The 15915-nt window shown below is 50.1% G+C and carries 14 protein-coding genes; 5 read left to right on the forward strand and 9 right to left on the reverse strand.

Translation table 11 applies throughout. The features are described 5' to 3' along the window. Nucleotides 1-23: 23 nt before the first annotated feature. The gene (rraA, locus tag E4L36_RS02575) at nt 24-509 is read right to left on the reverse strand and encodes a ribonuclease E activity regulator RraA (protein WP_136679002.1); all 486 of its coding nucleotides are present in this window, start codon (nt 507-509) and stop codon (nt 24-26) included. Between the two features lie 199 nt (nt 510-708). Between rraA and E4L36_RS02580 the strand changes: the two genes are divergently transcribed. After that, nucleotides 709-1857, forward strand: coding sequence for a DUF5610 domain-containing protein (locus E4L36_RS02580; RefSeq protein ID WP_136679004.1), 1149 nt, complete (start codon nt 709-711; stop codon nt 1855-1857). 93 nt (nt 1858-1950) lie between these two features. Here E4L36_RS02580 and E4L36_RS02585 read toward each other — a convergent pair whose 3' ends face one another. After that, entirely contained in the window at nt 1951-2553 is a 603-nt protein-coding gene (locus E4L36_RS02585; RefSeq protein ID WP_136679006.1) for a DJ-1/PfpI family protein, read from the reverse strand. A 93-nt stretch (nt 2554-2646) separates the two neighbouring features. Here E4L36_RS02585 and E4L36_RS02590 point away from each other — a divergent pair, with 93 nt between their 5' ends. Continuing rightward, entirely contained in the window at nt 2647-3981 is a 1335-nt protein-coding gene (locus E4L36_RS02590; RefSeq protein ID WP_136679008.1) for a PLP-dependent aminotransferase family protein, read from the forward strand. Between the two features lie 77 nt (nt 3982-4058). Here E4L36_RS02590 and fabV read toward each other — a convergent pair whose 3' ends face one another. Together fabV and E4L36_RS02600 are read right to left on the reverse strand one after the other, a co-directional pair. Beyond that, nucleotides 4059-5252, reverse strand: a complete 1194-nt coding sequence (gene fabV / locus E4L36_RS02595) for an enoyl-ACP reductase FabV (protein WP_136679010.1) — start codon at nt 5250-5252, stop codon at nt 4059-4061. 227 nt (nt 5253-5479) lie between these two features. Next, the gene (locus E4L36_RS02600) at nt 5480-7270 is read right to left on the reverse strand and encodes an acyl-CoA dehydrogenase (protein WP_136679012.1); all 1791 of its coding nucleotides are present in this window, start codon (nt 7268-7270) and stop codon (nt 5480-5482) included. Between the two features lie 226 nt (nt 7271-7496). On the opposite strand from E4L36_RS02600, the gene E4L36_RS02605 reads away from it, so the two are divergent. Then, entirely contained in the window at nt 7497-7931 is a 435-nt protein-coding gene (locus E4L36_RS02605; protein ID WP_136679014.1) for a MaoC family dehydratase, read from the forward strand. A 51-nt stretch (nt 7932-7982) separates the two neighbouring features. On the opposite strand, the gene E4L36_RS02610 is transcribed toward E4L36_RS02605, so the two are convergent. Together E4L36_RS02610 and E4L36_RS02615 are read right to left on the reverse strand one after the other, a co-directional pair. After that, on the reverse strand, nt 7983-9905 hold the full coding sequence (locus E4L36_RS02610; protein WP_136679016.1) for a diguanylate cyclase: 1923 nt from the start codon (nt 9903-9905) through the stop codon (nt 7983-7985). Nucleotides 9906-10141: 236 nt separating this feature from the next. Next, nucleotides 10142-11776 carry an acyl-CoA synthetase gene (locus tag E4L36_RS02615; RefSeq protein WP_136679018.1) on the reverse strand — a complete coding sequence of 545 codons (1635 nt, stop codon included), beginning with the start codon at nt 11774-11776 and terminating at the stop codon, nt 10142-10144. Between the two features lie 207 nt (nt 11777-11983). Between E4L36_RS02615 and E4L36_RS02620 the strand changes: the two genes are divergently transcribed. Further along, on the forward strand, nt 11984-13510 hold the full coding sequence (locus tag E4L36_RS02620) for a PAS domain S-box protein (RefSeq protein WP_136679020.1): 1527 nt from the start codon (nt 11984-11986) through the stop codon (nt 13508-13510). Further along, the gene (locus E4L36_RS02625) at nt 13510-14124 is read left to right on the forward strand and encodes a response regulator (RefSeq protein WP_127692783.1); all 615 of its coding nucleotides are present in this window, start codon (nt 13510-13512) and stop codon (nt 14122-14124) included. Before E4L36_RS02620 ends, E4L36_RS02625 begins: the two co-directional genes overlap by 1 nt. Here E4L36_RS02625 and E4L36_RS02630 read toward each other — a convergent pair. The 3 genes from E4L36_RS02630 to E4L36_RS02640 form a co-directional block, all read right to left on the reverse strand. Then, nucleotides 14102-14899, reverse strand: a complete 798-nt coding sequence (locus tag E4L36_RS02630; protein ID WP_136679022.1) for an alpha/beta hydrolase — start codon at nt 14897-14899, stop codon at nt 14102-14104. The two genes, E4L36_RS02625 and E4L36_RS02630, sit on opposite strands and share 23 nt — an antisense overlap. Then, the gene (locus E4L36_RS02635) at nt 14889-15320 is read right to left on the reverse strand and encodes a PaaI family thioesterase (RefSeq protein WP_136679024.1); all 432 of its coding nucleotides are present in this window, start codon (nt 15318-15320) and stop codon (nt 14889-14891) included. The genes E4L36_RS02630 and E4L36_RS02635 overlap by 11 nt, the downstream gene beginning before the upstream one ends. A gap of 105 nt (nt 15321-15425) precedes the next feature. Then, nucleotides 15426-15848 carry a PaaI family thioesterase gene (locus E4L36_RS02640; RefSeq protein WP_127692780.1) on the reverse strand — a complete coding sequence of 141 codons (423 nt, stop codon included), beginning with the start codon at nt 15846-15848 and terminating at the stop codon, nt 15426-15428. Nucleotides 15849-15915: the final 67 nt, after the last annotated feature.

The following is a 15915-nucleotide window of genomic DNA, read 5'->3' on the forward strand; positions in this document are numbered from 1 at the left end:
CGCCGATGGCGGCACGATTCGTATTAGCTCAGCTCGAGTGCCTTTGGAGACACCAGCACACCATTGTTATCAGCGTATACGAACTCCCCTGGATTAAAGGTAACACCACCAAACGTGACACTGACGTTAAGATCACCTAAGCCGCGCTTTTCAGTTTTCATCGGATGTGTGCCCAGTGCTTGCACGCCCAATGCTAAACCACCAATTGCGTTAACATCGCGAATACAGCCGTAGATAATGATCCCTTCCCAACCGTTTTTCTCCGCTTTCTCGGCCAACATATCACCGAGCATCGCGCGGCGCATCGAGCCACCACCATCAACGACGAGTACTTTACCCTCGCCCGCTTGAGCGACTTGCTCACGGACCAAGGAGTTATCTTCAAATGCTTTGATAGTGACAATCTCACCACCAAACGTCTCCTTACCACCAAAATTGCCAAACATCGGCTCAACAACTTGTACTAATTCAGGGAACTGATCACACAGTTCTGGGAGTAAATCTTCCACGCTATGCTCCTTATATCTCTTCGGTCTGAAGAGCGGCTCGATACAATAATAACGGCCAAGGCCGTACCTTAAATAAACTGAGAACTATTATCATATAAAACGGATCATGAAACTTGCTCACACAGCGAAAATCCAACTTAAGTTCTAAGGTTTGACGCCGCTAAATTCGGTAATACCAACTAACCCCAGGGAACTGGTCATGATTTCTACAATTTACTCCAACACCTCCTATTCCTCACAATCGTTGAGCAGTACGTTTGAAGAAGCGAGATCCGGTGGCAAAAGCCCTGAGGCAGCAAGCAATGACCTGCTTCTTAATCGCCTAGCGCAAAACATTCCCGGTATGAGCGCAGGTGATATGAAGGCAATGAATGCCAACGACTTCACTCCTGAAAAAGTTGCCAGCCGCATCAGTGATTTCGTGGCGCAAGGCCTAGAGACGGCTCGCAGAAATGGCCGCTCGGAAGATGATATCCAAAAGATGCACGCAGCTGCGGTTGAAGGCGTCAAGAAGGGGTTTGCTGAAGCACGAGAAATTCTCGATGGTCTTGGCGCGCTTTCTGAGGGGATCGCCGCAAATATCGACACCACCGAAGAGAAAACCATGGATGCTCTCGCTGGTTTGTTAACACCACCATCTGAGGCACCATCAACCAATAGCTATACGCGCGTCAGCGCTGCTGAGCGCTACTCCCAAGCAGAGACCCTGTCGTTGAAAGTCCGCACACAAGATGGCGATGAGGTTTCGATTAACTTTGCTCAAGCCAGCCAGTATCAAGCTGCGTTTGCAGCAGAAACCGATGGTAACGGCAACAGCGCAGCATTGTTCAATGTCAGCCGCAGCGAAGCCAGTCAATACCAGTTTAGCGTGCAGGGCGATCTTGATAACGACGAGATCGATGCCCTACAAAACTTGATCAAAGACGTGAACGAGATCGCCAATGAGTTCTTCGATGGCGATATGCAGAAAGCGTTTGAGATGGCGAGTGAGTTTGAGATGGATAAAACAGAGCTAGCCTCCATGAACCTCAAACTGACTCAGTCAGAGCAGTACTCATCTGTCGCGAAATACCGTGGTGTAGAGGGGCTAGGCAACGCGTCACCTCAACCTGATAAGTTACTAGGCAATATGGCGCAAAATATGCAAAACGCCATCACTAAACCCGAACTTGGGTTCTTAGATAACATCAAAAATGTGGCGGATGAAATTCTTTCCAACTTAGTTGAACAAGATTCACGTTATCGAGGCGCCGATAACGACCAGAAATCATTATTTGATGCTAACCTTGATTCTATGCGGAGCATTTTAGATGGGCTCCAAACAGCGTTTGTACAAGAGGAGTCGTAACTCTTCACTTTTTTGGGGGCTAATGAGCCCCCTTTTTATTATCCGCTCAACCGCTTTTAGCTTCTCAGCCTTCAACAAAACCCACAAGCGCACCTAGGTGGGCAGATAGTCTCTGACGTTCTCCATCCCGCGTGATACATATCGCTCTTTCTCTCCTACCGGTGCAACGTAGTGCAAAGCTTGGCACGCAGGCTCAACACCGACTAAACGCGCGATAACCCAAAATGCTAAGTATTGCGATGCGAGACATCCACCAGCCGTGGCGATGTTACCAGCAGCTACAAACGGCTGATCCAACACCGTGATATTCCGCTCCTGTACCCAAGGTTTGGTGGTGAGATCAGTGCAAGCAGGTACACCATCTAATAGATCAAGTGCAGAAAGCACCAATGCTCCTGAGCACTGCGCTCCAATCAACTGGCGTGATGGATCGAGCTTTAGCTGCGCCATAACGGTATCGTCCAGAACAATGTCGCGGGTTTTAATGCCACTACCGACTATTACAGCATCTGCTTTATTGGCCTCTGCAAGAGATATATGGCGCTCCATCACAACGCCATTCATCGACGTTATTCGCGCGTCAGGGCTTGCGATGAAAACACGCCAATTCGGCGCTTTCACTTGATTCAAAATACCCAACGCAATCAACGAGTCAAGCTCGTTAAATCCATCGAAAGTTACGATCGCTATGTGCATGGCTCTATCTCCTATATTAAGGCCCGTTGCGAGTCTGCATTGTATTGCCTAAAATCATGACAATAAAAAAATTGTCATGGATACAATACAAAGATGCCCCGCGCGCGCTATAAACATCTAGTCGATCAATTTGCCGCCGATATCCGCTCAGGCGATTTACCCGCAGGCTCGCAACTGCCTACCCATAGACAGCTCGCTGCCCAGAAAGGCATTGCACTGGTGACGGCTTCAAGAGTTTACAAAGAGCTTGAGGAGATGGGGCTGGTTAGCGGAGAAACAGGCCGCGGCACATTTGTAAGAGAGAGTGCATTATCTACCAGCCACGGTATCGACCAACCGACCCTGCACGAGGGCATGATTGACCTGAACTTCAATTCGCCTTCATTACCCAACCAAACGGAATTACTGCGCAGCGGTCTTCGACAGCTTGCACTATCGGGCGACTTGGAAGCTTTGCTGCACTATCAACCTCATGCTGGACGCAAGCATGAACGCGCCATTGTGGCAGATCATTTAACAAGCCGAGGCCTTAACACAGATGCGGATAATGTTTTGCTCGTTAGCGGCGCCCAACACGGTTTAGCCGTCGCAGTCATGGCTCTGCTAAACCCCGGAGATGTGGTGGCGGTTGATGCGCTGATCTATCCCGGCTTTAAAGTGCTCGCCGATCTACACAAATTAGAGCTGGTTCCGATTCCTATGCGTGAAGCAGGCCCCGACCTTGATGCGCTTGAACAGCTTTGCCAAAGCCGCCATGTGCGTGCTGTCTATGCAATGCCAACACTGCACAACCCCATGGGCTGGGTGATGAGCTTAGCGCAGCGCGAGAAACTGGTCGCTATTGCCCGTCGCCACTCCCTTACCATCATTGAAGATGCGGCTTACGCATTTCATGCCGACACACCACCTCCACCACTGGCTACACTTGCACCCGAGTGCACAATCTATGTTTCCAGCTTATCAAAGAGTATTGCAACCGGCTTACGGGTCGGGTTTGTTGTTGCCCCAATACCGCTGATCGCTAAATTAGAGCGGGTCATTCGCGCAACTACTTGGAATACTCCGGCAGTGATGACAGCGTTAGCTTGCCGATGGATCGATGACGGCACGGTAGCGAGGTTAGAAGTGGAGAAGCGCCAAGATGCAATGACAAGGCAGTCACTAGCGCGAACCATCCTGTCTGGGTTGCATTATACAGGCCACCCCGCCGCTTACTTTCTGTGGCTTAATCTGCCAGAGGAAACCCGCGCTGATCAGGTCGTTATGGCGTTAATGCAGGCGAACATATCCGTCTCTACGGCGGAGCCTTTCGCAACGACAGATCATCCACCACATGCGATACGCTTAGCCTTGGGGTCTGTCTCTTTAGAAACGCTGGAAAGATCGCTTAGGACCGTACGGCAAGTGATCGCAGATCATTCCTACTGACGACTCCCGGTGTAAAACTACCCTGCACAAAAAAGCCCAGCGAAAAGGCTGGGCTTACGGTGATATGACGCTAAAGCTTACAGCGCGATAACCTCAAAATCGACGAGCGGTGAAACATCCGCTTCGTAATCAACATTCGCAACGCCGAAGCCGAACAGTTTTAAGAACTCATCTTTGTAGTACGCGTATTCCGTTTCGGCAAACAGGTTATCCGTTGTGATGGTTGGCCACATCGCTTTGCAGCGCGTCTGGATGTCATCACGCAGCTCCCAATCATCCATACGATAACGGCGCTGATCATCAATTTGGCCTGCATCGCCATAAAGACCTGTGCGATACAGTCGGCTAATTTGCTCAGGACAACCTTCGTGAACCCCTTCCTCTTTCATCACTTTGAAGACCATAGAAAGATAAAGAGGCATAACAGGGATCGCTGAACTTGCTTGCGTTACAACGGACTTCAACACAGCAACGTTGGCCTGACCGCCCTTCTCGCCCAATAGTGCATTAAGGTCGTTAGCTGCATTATCAAGATCTTGCTTCGCTTTACCGAGTGCGCCATCCCAATAGATAGGCCAGGTGATCTCGGTGCCGATGTAACTGTACGCAACCGTTTTGCAGCCTTCTGCCAGTACACCCGCTTCGTTCAGTGCGTTGATCCATAAACGCCAATCATCACCGCCCATTACCGTCACGGTATTGTCGATCTCTTCCTGCGTCGCAGGCTCGATCTCTGCTTCGATGATGACATCTTTGTTGGTGTCGATTGCCGTTGAACGGTATGGCTCGCCGATCGGCTTAAGCGCAGAGCGGACCACTTCTCCTGTATCAGGCAGCTTTCTAACCGGCGATGCAAGTGAGTAAACCACTAGATCAATTTGGCCTAAGTCCTCTTTGATCAGCTCAATCACTTTATCTTTAGCTTCGTGAGAGAAAGCGTCGCCATTAATGCTTTTAGCGTAAAGGCCGTCTTGCTTCGCAAAATGCTCAAAGGCTGCAGCATTGTACCAACCAGCCGTGCCTGTCTTTTTCTCTGTCCCCGGCTTTTCAAAGAAGACACCGATCGTGGAAGCGCCTGAACCGTATGCAGCTTCAATGCGTGAGCACAAACCATAACCACTGGATGCGCCGACCACTAAAACACGCTTAGGGCCGTTTTCAATCACGCCTTGCTGCTTAACATGCTCGATCTGCTGACGAACATTCTCATAGCAGCCAGTAGGATGGGTTGTGGTACAGATGAAACCACGAATTTTCGGTTTAATGATCATGGTTGAGCGAGTCTCGTTCAGTTACTGATTTGATTTTTATGGGGGTATCTTACCTGAAATCAAGCCACATATCAGGCATCAACAAGACATAGCGCACACCAGCAGTCAGATGCATCCAAGCGCAGCATTACCCATTAATGGCCTTCCTACGCATAACACTTGCCGTACACGACGCCAAAACAAAAACACCCGCCGTAGCGGGTGTTTTAGATGGCTTGCAGTGCTCATCAGCTAAAAGCGCTCTCTAAGTGCTCATCGCTAGCCGCAAGGATCGCTTCGCTACCCGCATCCGCCATTGGCGCGTATGCTAAGTGACGTGGCAGGATCTGATCCACGTAGAACAGCGCAGTAAGCTGCTTAGATTCTAGGTAAGGATCGTTATCGCCACCGGCTTGTTGTTGCTCTGCTGCAAGCGCTGCACGCAGCAGTTCCCATGCGCCGCACACCGTGCCCATCAGCATCATGTAGTTGTATGCTGAAGACGCAGAGAACAAAGGGTCGTCGCCAGTTGCAAGAAGCTTGTCAGTGCTTGCCTGAGCGACATCAAGTGCTGCTGCAAGCGCTTGTGCTGCCGATGCGAAACGGGCAGAACCTGCTGCAGCTTCAACTGTCGCGCGCATTTCAGACATCAATGCAGTGCCTGCTTGGCCTTGATCCACTAGCGTTTTACGCCCCACCAGATCCAGTGCTTGGATACCGTTAGTACCTTCATAGATTGGCAAGATACGAGCATCACGGTAGTGCTGAGCGGCACCGGTTTCTTCGATGTAGCCCATGCCACCATGGATCTGAACGCCCAACGATGTGACCTCTTGAGCAAACTCAGTACACCAGCCTTTCACGATCGGCGTAAGGTAAGCTGCGCGGGCCTTCTCTAGTTTAGCTTGCGCTGCATCTTCAGAGCTATGAGCGAAGTCCAAGCTCGCACATGCGTCATACGTCAGCGCACGGCCGGCTTCAGTTAGTGCTTTCATCGTCATTAACATGCGGCGTACGTCTGGATGGCGCAGAATAGGCCCTGCTTCTTTATGACCAACCGCTTTACCTTGAGTACGATCACCCGCATACCACAACGCTTGCTGATAAGCGCGCTCAGAGATCGCAACGCCTTGCAGGCCAACCGCGAGGCGCGCATTGTTCATCATGGTGAACATGCACGCTAAGCCTTTACCCTCTTCACCCACTAGATAACCGATAGCGCCCTCTTTCTCGCCAAATGCCATCACACAGGTCGGGCTGGCATGAATACCTAGTTTGTGCTCGATAGACGCAACTTGAACATCGTTGCGCTCACCCAAAGAGCCATCGTCATTAACAAGAAACTTTGGAACCACGAACAAAGAGATACCACGAACACCCTCCGGTGCTCCCGGCAGGCGCGCCAGCACTAAATGAATAATGTTCTCTGCCATCTCATGGTCACCCCATGTGATGAAGATTTTCTGGCCCGTGATGCGATAGTGATCACCCTCAGGCTCCGCCTTCGAGCGCACGACAGAAAGATCAGAACCTGCATTGGGCTCTGTGAGGTTCATCGTTCCTGTCCACTCGCCACTGATAAGCTGCGGTAAGTACCGATTTTTCAGCTCATCGTTAGCGTTTAGGTAGAGCGCTTCTACAGCACCTTGGCTTAGCAATGGGCATAAGCCCCAAGCCATGTTTGCCGCTTGCCACATCTCCATCACTGGAATAGATAAAGAGTAGGGTAGCCCCTGTCCGCCATATTCGGGATCGAACTGTAGCGAGCCCCAACCGCCCTCAGCAAACTGCTGGTAGGCTTGGCCAAACTCTTGCGGGATGCCAACCCGGCCATCTTCAAGCGTTAAACCTTGCTGGTCACCAATCTCGTTAGTGGGTGCGATCACTTCTGCTGCAACTCGGCCAGCCTCCTCTAGGATGGCACTAACCATATCTGGGGTTGCATCAGCAAAACGCTCAGTCGTTGCGAGTTGCGGCATGCGTGAGATGTTATCCAGAACAAACTGCATATCCTTTACGGGAGCTTTGTAATCCGCCATGTCTTCTCTCTCTGATATCCATCAATCATCGGGCTCCCCCGCTTTGTCAAACATATGACTAAAACAAAGTAGGGGTATTCACTTATGTCCTTATCTTACTGAAATTTATTCGGGAATTCTTGTACTACTTTCGATAAAGTAGCGCTTTTTATTGCTTAGCCCTGTTTTCTAACGAAAAAGTGCTTTGTAATTCTATTTTTAGCGACAGATTCAAACGAGGTTTCTCATGCAAGAGTTACACGGTTATTACCTAGAGGACTTAGAGGTCGGAATGGCGGCGTCTTATGCAAAAACCATTTCAGAGGCCGATGTGGTGCTCTTTGCAGGGATATCTGGTGACGACAACCCGGTTCACATCAACGAAGAGTATGCAGCACAAACACCGTTCAAGCGCCGAATTGTGCATGGGATGTTCAGTGCAGCGTTGATCTCAACCGTTGCTGGAACGCGCCTGCCCGGGCCGGGCGCTATCTACGTTGACCAGCAGATAAAATTTAAAGCACCGGTGTACATTGGTGATACAGCCAAAGCAACGCTCACCATCACCGCCGTTGATCAACGCCGCCGCCGAGTCAAAGCAAAAACAGATGTTCATGTTGGCGAAAAGTTAGTGGCAACAGGCGAAGCAACCTTTATGGTTGATCGCAAGCCGAGCGAGTGATTATCAAACCTTCTAACGGTGGCTAAGCGCCTTTAGCCACCAAGGAGAGGCCTAAACCGTCATGCACTGTTTAATGTGCTTACCGTAGAACATTTGGCAGCCAAGCTTTTTGAGGGTCTGCTCTTGATCTGCATCTGACACGCCTTCGGCCATCGTCTTCAGATTCAACTGGCTCGCAATATTCAGAAGCGACAACGCGATAGGTAAACCACCTTTATCTAAGTCATCAACGATCTGCTTATCAAGCTTAATATGCGTGAGCGGCAGCTGGTATAGCAGAGTCAGCGGTGTTCCGCCTGAACAGAAGCCCCCCAAGGCAAACTGAACTCCTCGCTGACTGAAGCGCTGCATCACCTCAACCGCACAATCGATATCAACAAGATCATTGGCATCAACCAGCTCCAACAAGATGCGCGGAGCCAACTCTGGCGCTTCATCTAACTGCTGCAGTGCAGAGGAGACGAAACTATCGTTTTGCAGCTGCCGTAACGACACTTTCAGCATTAGCTGAGACTGCCTACCTTTCGCTCGCCAAGTTGCGAGCTGCTCACGAGCGAGTTCAAACTGATGCAGATACAGCTGAATCATCATGCCGTTTTCTTCGGCGATGGGATAAAACGTATCAGGAGAAAGGTCGCCTAATTTATCGCTGTGCCAGATCAATTCTCCCACATACGCAGAAGAAAGGTTTCCATCCAGCGCCGCCAAAGGGGTAAGCTGCAACGACAGCGCTCGACTCTCAAACGCCTTCGCAATGGTGCTGCGCATCACCTGACGCTGGTGGATCGCATCCGTCATCGAGCGGGAGAAATACTCAATCCGGCTTTTCCCATGACCTTTCGCCTGATACATCGCCGCATCTGCGTGACGTAAAATCGCATCAACCGCACCGCCATCTTGCGGGTAGCGCGCCGCGCCAATACTTGCGGTCACCGTAAACATGCCAAGCCCTGTGATATCAAATGGCTCACGCACCGCCTGCAGCACTTGGTCTCCTAAACGTTCCACATCTGCCAGCTGCACATCGGGGTGAATCAGCAGGAACTCATCGCCTCCTAGGCGTGCGATCGCCATCGCACCATCAAAGCGATACTGCAACCGATCTGCAAGTGCTTTGAGTAAGCGGTCGCCCTTCTCATGACCATAAAAATCATTGATTGTTTTAAAGTTATCAAGATCGAGAAAGAACAGACTGAACTCTTGCTGATCTTCTGCAAGACTCTCTAGGCGCTTCATCACACCGTATCGATTCAACAGGCCAGTTAGCGGATCCATGATCGCTAGATGACGGTGGTAGATCTCTGTCTGCTTACGCTCAGTAATATCGTTCTGGCGCACGGCAAACAAAGGCTTGCGGCTATTTCGGTTAATACGCAGCTGGACGTTATGCCAACGGCCACCATTGGGGGTTGGCAAGAATAGCTCGCGTTCGATATGGCCTTCCTCTCGAACGGCAGCTAATAACTCTTTTGCTTGTGCCGCAGATGAAAACAGTGCCTCGAAGCGATCCAGCTCTTTGCCATATAGGTCAGTGAACATCGGGTTGGCGCTCATCAGTCCGCCATCTAAGTTCCATAAGGAGGCAACGGTCGCGGCAGAGTGAACGGATAGCTCCGTTTCTAGGAGATCTTTTGTGACCAGACTCTGCACCATCATCGCGGCGCGCCCATCTGCTAGCTCAATACCGGAAAAACAGCAGTACGCTTCTTTACGTATTCCCCGTGGGAACATCGTCCACCACTGCTTGTAAACGGCACCATCACGAAAGTTGTCGAGGTCACCTTCTAGCAGTGCATAAACTGCGTCAGACATGTTTTCGCGGAAGTCCCGCTGGCAGAGTTCATCCAGTGACTCTGATTCCCAAAAGTCGAGAGCTTGTACATTGGCCCAGTGAATACGATATTTCTGCACATCGTAAACCCAAATCGCATTATGCAAGTCAGTGAGGGCATTTAGATCTCTCTCTTTGTACACCTGTATTAGTTCCTTTAAATCAGATTACCGCGAAATCAGCGCTACTATACCACTGAAGCCGAAACTGGCGGGACTTTTACATCAGCAGTTTTTAACAAGCGTTTGAATTTATTAAAGATGCGTAATTATAGAACATCTCACAAGAGATGAAGTCACCTGCACCAAAAAGCAAAAATTAAGTGCGCCAGAACGAAAAACGGCGCCACATAGCGCCGTTTTGTCACTCATAACGCCGCTTATGACTCGTTAGCTTGGTTACGCAATAGGAACTTTTGGATCTTCCCTGTCGATGTTTTCGGTAAATCACCGAATACAATCTTCTTCGGTGCTTTGAAGTGCGCCATGTTATCGCGGCAGAAATCGATAATCTCTTGCTCAGCCACATCAGCCCCTTCCTTAACCTTGATAAAGGCACAGGGTACTTCGCCCCACTTCTCATCAGCTTTAGCAACAACCGCCGCTTCCATAACGGCATTATGGCGATATAAAACATCTTCAACTTCAATGCTCGAGATATTCTCACCACCCGAGATAATAATATCTTTAGAGCGGTCCTTAATCTCGATGTAGCCATCTTGATGCCATACCGCAAGATCCCCCGAGTGAAACCAACCTCCCGCGAAAGACTCATCCGTCGTTGACGGGTTCTTCAAGTAACCTTTCATGACCAAGTTACCGCGCATAAAGATCTCACCGATGGTTTTACCATCTTGAGGAACCGGCTCCATTGTTTCTGGATCAGCAACCATCAACCCCTCTTGCATCGGAGCTTTGACGCCTTGGCGAGCTTTTAGCCGCGCTTTCTCTTCTAGTGGCTTATCTGACCACTCATCGTGCCACGCGCATACCACCGATGGGCCATACGTTTCGGTCAGGCCGTAGACATGCGTGACCTCAAAGCCCATCTCTTCCATGCCTTGGATAACCGCCGCCGGTGGCGCAGCACCCGCAGTCATCACCTTAACCTGATGGTTAATACCCTGCTTCATCTCATCTGGTGAGTTGTTCAGCATATTAAGCACGATTGGCGCGCCGCAGAAATGGTCAGCCCCGTTCTCTTTAATCGCAGCATAGATATCGTCTGCTTTAACATGACGTAATGAAACACTGACGCCAGCAGCGGCAGCAATCGACCAAGGAAAGCACCAACCGTTGCAGTGGAACATGGGCAGTGTCCACAGATAAACGGGGTGTGCTCCCATGTGCCAGGACACAATATTACTCACTGCATTGAGGTATGCACCGCGGTGGTGATACACCACCCCTTTCGGATTCCCCGTCGTACCTGAGGTATAGTTCAACGTGATGGCATCCCACTCATCCTTGGGCTGCTGCCAAGCATAATCAGCATCACCGGATGCAATAAACGCCTCATAATCCATCGCGCCGATCAGCTCGCCCCCTTCATAGTAGGGATCGTCGATATCGATCACCAACGGCGATGTGCCCGCCATTTTTACGGCTTTTGAAACCACTTCGGAGAACTCACGATCAACAATAACGACCTTTGATTCAGCATGCTGCAGAATAAATGCAATCGCTTCGGCATCTAGGCGAATGTTAATTGCATTTAGCACCGCACCCGCCATCGGTACACCAAAGTGTGCTTCAAACACCTCGGGTAAGTTAGGTGCTACGACAGATACCGTATCACCTTCGCCAATACCGGCTTTTACCAATGCGCTAGCTAACTGACGCGTACGCTGATATGTCTGCGCCCAGTTTCGGGTTGTGTCTTGATGAATAACAGCCGTGCGTTCAGGGTACACGGCCGCAGCACGCTCGATAAACGACAGCGGACTTAACGCTGCATAGTTCGCAATGTTTTTCTCTAAACCCATTGAGTAAGGAGTGTGATTATTATGTGTCATTATTTTTCGCCTTCAATACTCTTAACTAACGATAAAAACACGGGTTTATACCTAGCCGCTGAGCGCTATATGTCTTAAATCGAGCTAAACAGCATCCATAAATCCGCTTACCCTTTCGCATGATACGCAGTTTCCCTTATTACACAACCTAACCGAAAGTCATAAGATATTCGGCTTCAAACGCGAGTATGAAAACTGGGTAACGCAATGTGGGACGCTACAGAAAACCAAGATCAGCTATCTGTTTGCCAAGAGGAAGCCGACCGTTATCGCCTGATGGCGGAGCAATCAACGGATATGATCTCACGTCATACCGCAACGCTTGATTGGACCTACATCGACGTAAACCCAGCAGTTGAAAAGATTTTGGGCTACCACCCAGAGGAGATTATTGGCACTCGCGGCTACGATCTGTTTCATCCTGATGATGCTGACAACTTAAAAAAGCGCGCAGACTCCGTCAAATATCGCGAGGGTATGTATACCAATACCTATCGCTATCGCCACAAGAAAGGCCACTACATCTGGCTCGAAACCACCAGCCGCACGATTCGTGAGGAGGACGGCACCCCCCTTGAAGTGATTTGTGTGTCCCGTGACGTAACCGAGCGCGAAATGGCACAGCAAGCCATTCGTCGTTTGGCACGCGTCGTGGAAGCATCCAGCGATATGATTATGTTCTGTAACCACAATACGATGCGCCTGACCTACATGAATGAGTCGGCCTATCACACGCTCGGTACCGAAAAAGAGAAGCCGATTGCGCTCTATCTTCCGCAAATTTTTAGCGAGGACAACTTCAACACCCTTGTACAAGATGCGCTCAGCCATGCTGCCGCTCACGGCACATGGTACGGCAGTATTCCTGTGCAAGTACCCGAAAACCACGAGCGTATCGCAGAAATTCGCGAAGTGATTGCCCATCGAAATCGCACCGAGAACATGCAAGTAGAGTACTACTCGATCATCGGCCGGGACATCACCCTCAAACGCCGCGCCGAAGAGCAAGCAAAACGACAGCAGCTTGAGATGGCGCACATGTCGCGTTTGCTGTCGGTGGGCGAGATGGCAACAGGGCTTGCTCACGAGATTAATCAGCCACTTGGCGCTATTTTAAACTATTGCCGCGGCACGCTGCGTCGTCTTGAAGAGGGGCACACCCAAGAGAACTTCGAGCAGATCACTCATTCAATGCAGTTGATCACACGGCAAGCCAAGCGAGCAGCAGAGATCGTCAAACGAATGCGCAGCTTCGTTAAACGTACCGAGTATCAACGGATTGAGTTCTCAGTAAACGAATCTTGTACAGATATTGCAGGCTTTTTGCACCAAGAAGCCATGGATCACGATATCACATTTGAGTTTGATCTAGACCCAAGCGACCCCAAACTCTTGGCTGACAAAATCCAGATAGAACAGGTATTACTTAATCTAATGCGCAACGCCATCGAGGCGTATAATGAGTCGGAACATACCGAACGCCCCGTGCGTATTTGTTCGAAGTTCAAGAGCGGCTATATTTATATTACTGTCAGCGATGAAGCCTCGGGCATTACTGTTGAAGAGCTTGGTACATTATTCGAGCCTTTCACGACGTCTAAATCCTCTGGGCTAGGCATGGGCCTGGCAATCTCACAAACAATAATAGAAACCCACGGCGGGCAGCTATGGGCAGAAAGTGACGGAAAAACCGGCACCCAGTTTCACTTTAAAGTACCGGTAAGGGCAAATTAATGACACAAAGAGTTAGTGGAACCGTTTTTATTGTCGATGACGACAACGACTTTCGTGATTCGATGAAGTGGCTACTTGAAGCCGACAATTTTCATGTGGTTGGCTTCAGCTCCGCACATGACTTCTTAGACCGCTATGACGGTGAAATGGGCTGTATGCTGCTCGATATCCGAATGCCTGAAATTAACGGGCTGGCGTTACAGCAGATTATGATCGAGCGCGGTATCAAGTTACCTATCATCATTATCAGTGGCCATGGCGATATTCCAATGGCTGTCAATGCGATGAAAAACGGCGCCTTAGACTTTATCGAAAAGCCGTTCGACGATGAGGTGCTGCTGCGCTTAGTCGAGCAAGGTTTACAGCGCGCCGATGATATGTTTAAAGACAGCAACGAGCTAAAAGTTATTCGCAGCTATTACGCCTCGCTGAGCAAACGCGAGAAAGAGGTTATGGCGCTTGTGGTCGGTGGTAAGTCAAACCGCGAAATAGCCGAAGAGCTGGGAATCAGCCCCAAAACGGTCGAGGTGCATCGTGCTCGTGTCATGAGCAAGATGCGGGCAGAAAATCTGCCCGTGCTCGTTCAACAAGCTAACCGTTTAAACGTTGCATAAATTGGCTAACCGCCGTTAAAAATGGCTCACGTGCCTCGAACTGTGGCACGTGGCCGCAACTCTCCAGAAAAAGCGGCTCAGCGCGCGGGCCGATGCCTTCGCAAATATCTGTTACTTGCTCCGGTACGCCATATTGGTCTTGTCTACCTTGTATAATTAGCGCTTCACAAAGAATGCGAGGCAGCCAAGGTCGATAATCCATTGGAGCTTTACGCTCACGCAACCACGTCTCTGACCATGCCCGAAAAATAGTGTCGGTCCGCTCGCCATGGTATTTAGCTAACCGCGCAGGCAAGTCTGTGGTTTGATAACGCTCAACCGCTTCGATAATCCCCGCTGTCGTAAGGTCGTCAATGTAGATGTGTGCCGCTGCAGTGACAACACCCACTACTTTTTCAGGCAATGTCGCGGCCCCTATCAATGCGATTGAGCCACCATCACTGTGTCCTAGCAACACACATCGCTGGATATCTAGCACCTCCAACAGGCGTGGCAGCCATACTTCTCCTTCATGTACGAGATAATCGTCATCACGCGGCAAGGAGATCGGCGTCGAGCAGCCATAACCTTGACGCTCGTAGACCAGCACATCATGGCCCGTCAACTCCGCGAGCTGCTCTGGAATATCTTTCCACATCGCAATACAGCCAAGCGCCTCGTGCAACAAGATGATAACCGGCTGATTCGGATCTTGATCGTCGTGACGACCAAACTTCACACCCAGCTCGATACCGTGTCCTACCGCTACTCGTGTCTCTTGCCAACTAACGGCCATGTTTTTCCTCTGGAATCGAATAGGTCATAGTAACGTGGGCGACCGGGTCGTCCTCACCTCTTGAGTTAATGTACACCTCGCCTACCGCGAGGCGCTTACCTACTTTTAAGAGCTCCGCTCGCGCCAGGATATCTCCGTCGGCTTTTGGCTTGCGCAAGAAGTTAATATTTAAATTAATAGTCACCGCTAATGCGACAGGCCCTATCTGGCTTAGCAAAGCAGCATACATCGCAATATCAGCCAACCCCATCATGGCGGGACCAGATACCGTACCGCCTGGTCTTAAATGAAGGTCTGACACTGGCAAGCGCATTTCAGCCCATCCATCGCCCAGTTGTTCAAGCACTCCCCACTGCTCTCCCTGCGGAAACTGCTCGTTGAGAAACGCCTGCATCTCAGCAAAGTTCATCACTTGCGTCATATGATCTATCCCGTTCGTTGAAATTCCCAAAGCGAAGATTTGGCTTTTTTATTTGTATGGCTCATACGCTAGCACTACCACGCCGGAGCGCCCTAGTTTTGCAAGCTATGTTGACTGCAATACCGCTAACGTCACCGTCGCTTTTGAAACCAAAACTTGCTGGCCATCGTCACGTTCAACAAAGACCTCAGACTCCACCACAGATAAACTTCGTCCAGGTTTTAAAACCTGACTACGGCACAATAGATAGCGGCCCTTGGCTGCCCGTAACAGGTTGATCTTAAACTCTGCTGTTAAGACAAGTTCGCCTTCTGATATCAGTGTGACTGCTGCTGTACCCGCGGTATGGTCAGCGAGTGTCGCTTGAACACCGGCGTGAACAAAACCATCTTGCTGTTGATGGCGCGTTTCAAGCGCGATTCTTGATTCGCAGAAACCATCATCCAAAGCGATCAGTTGGCAACCTAGATCACGAATAAAAGGAGCGACTTCGAACACACGTCGCGCTTCGAGAAGTTGAGTACTCATGTAGCATCCCAATTTATTAATTTTATTGTTGGGAAACCCACGGCGCTAGATGCGCCGTAGGATGGTA

It is taken from the genome of Neptunomonas sp. XY-337, assembly GCF_004959845.1.
GTDB classification, from domain to species: Bacteria; Pseudomonadota; Gammaproteobacteria; order Pseudomonadales; family Balneatricaceae; genus Neptunomonas; species Neptunomonas marina.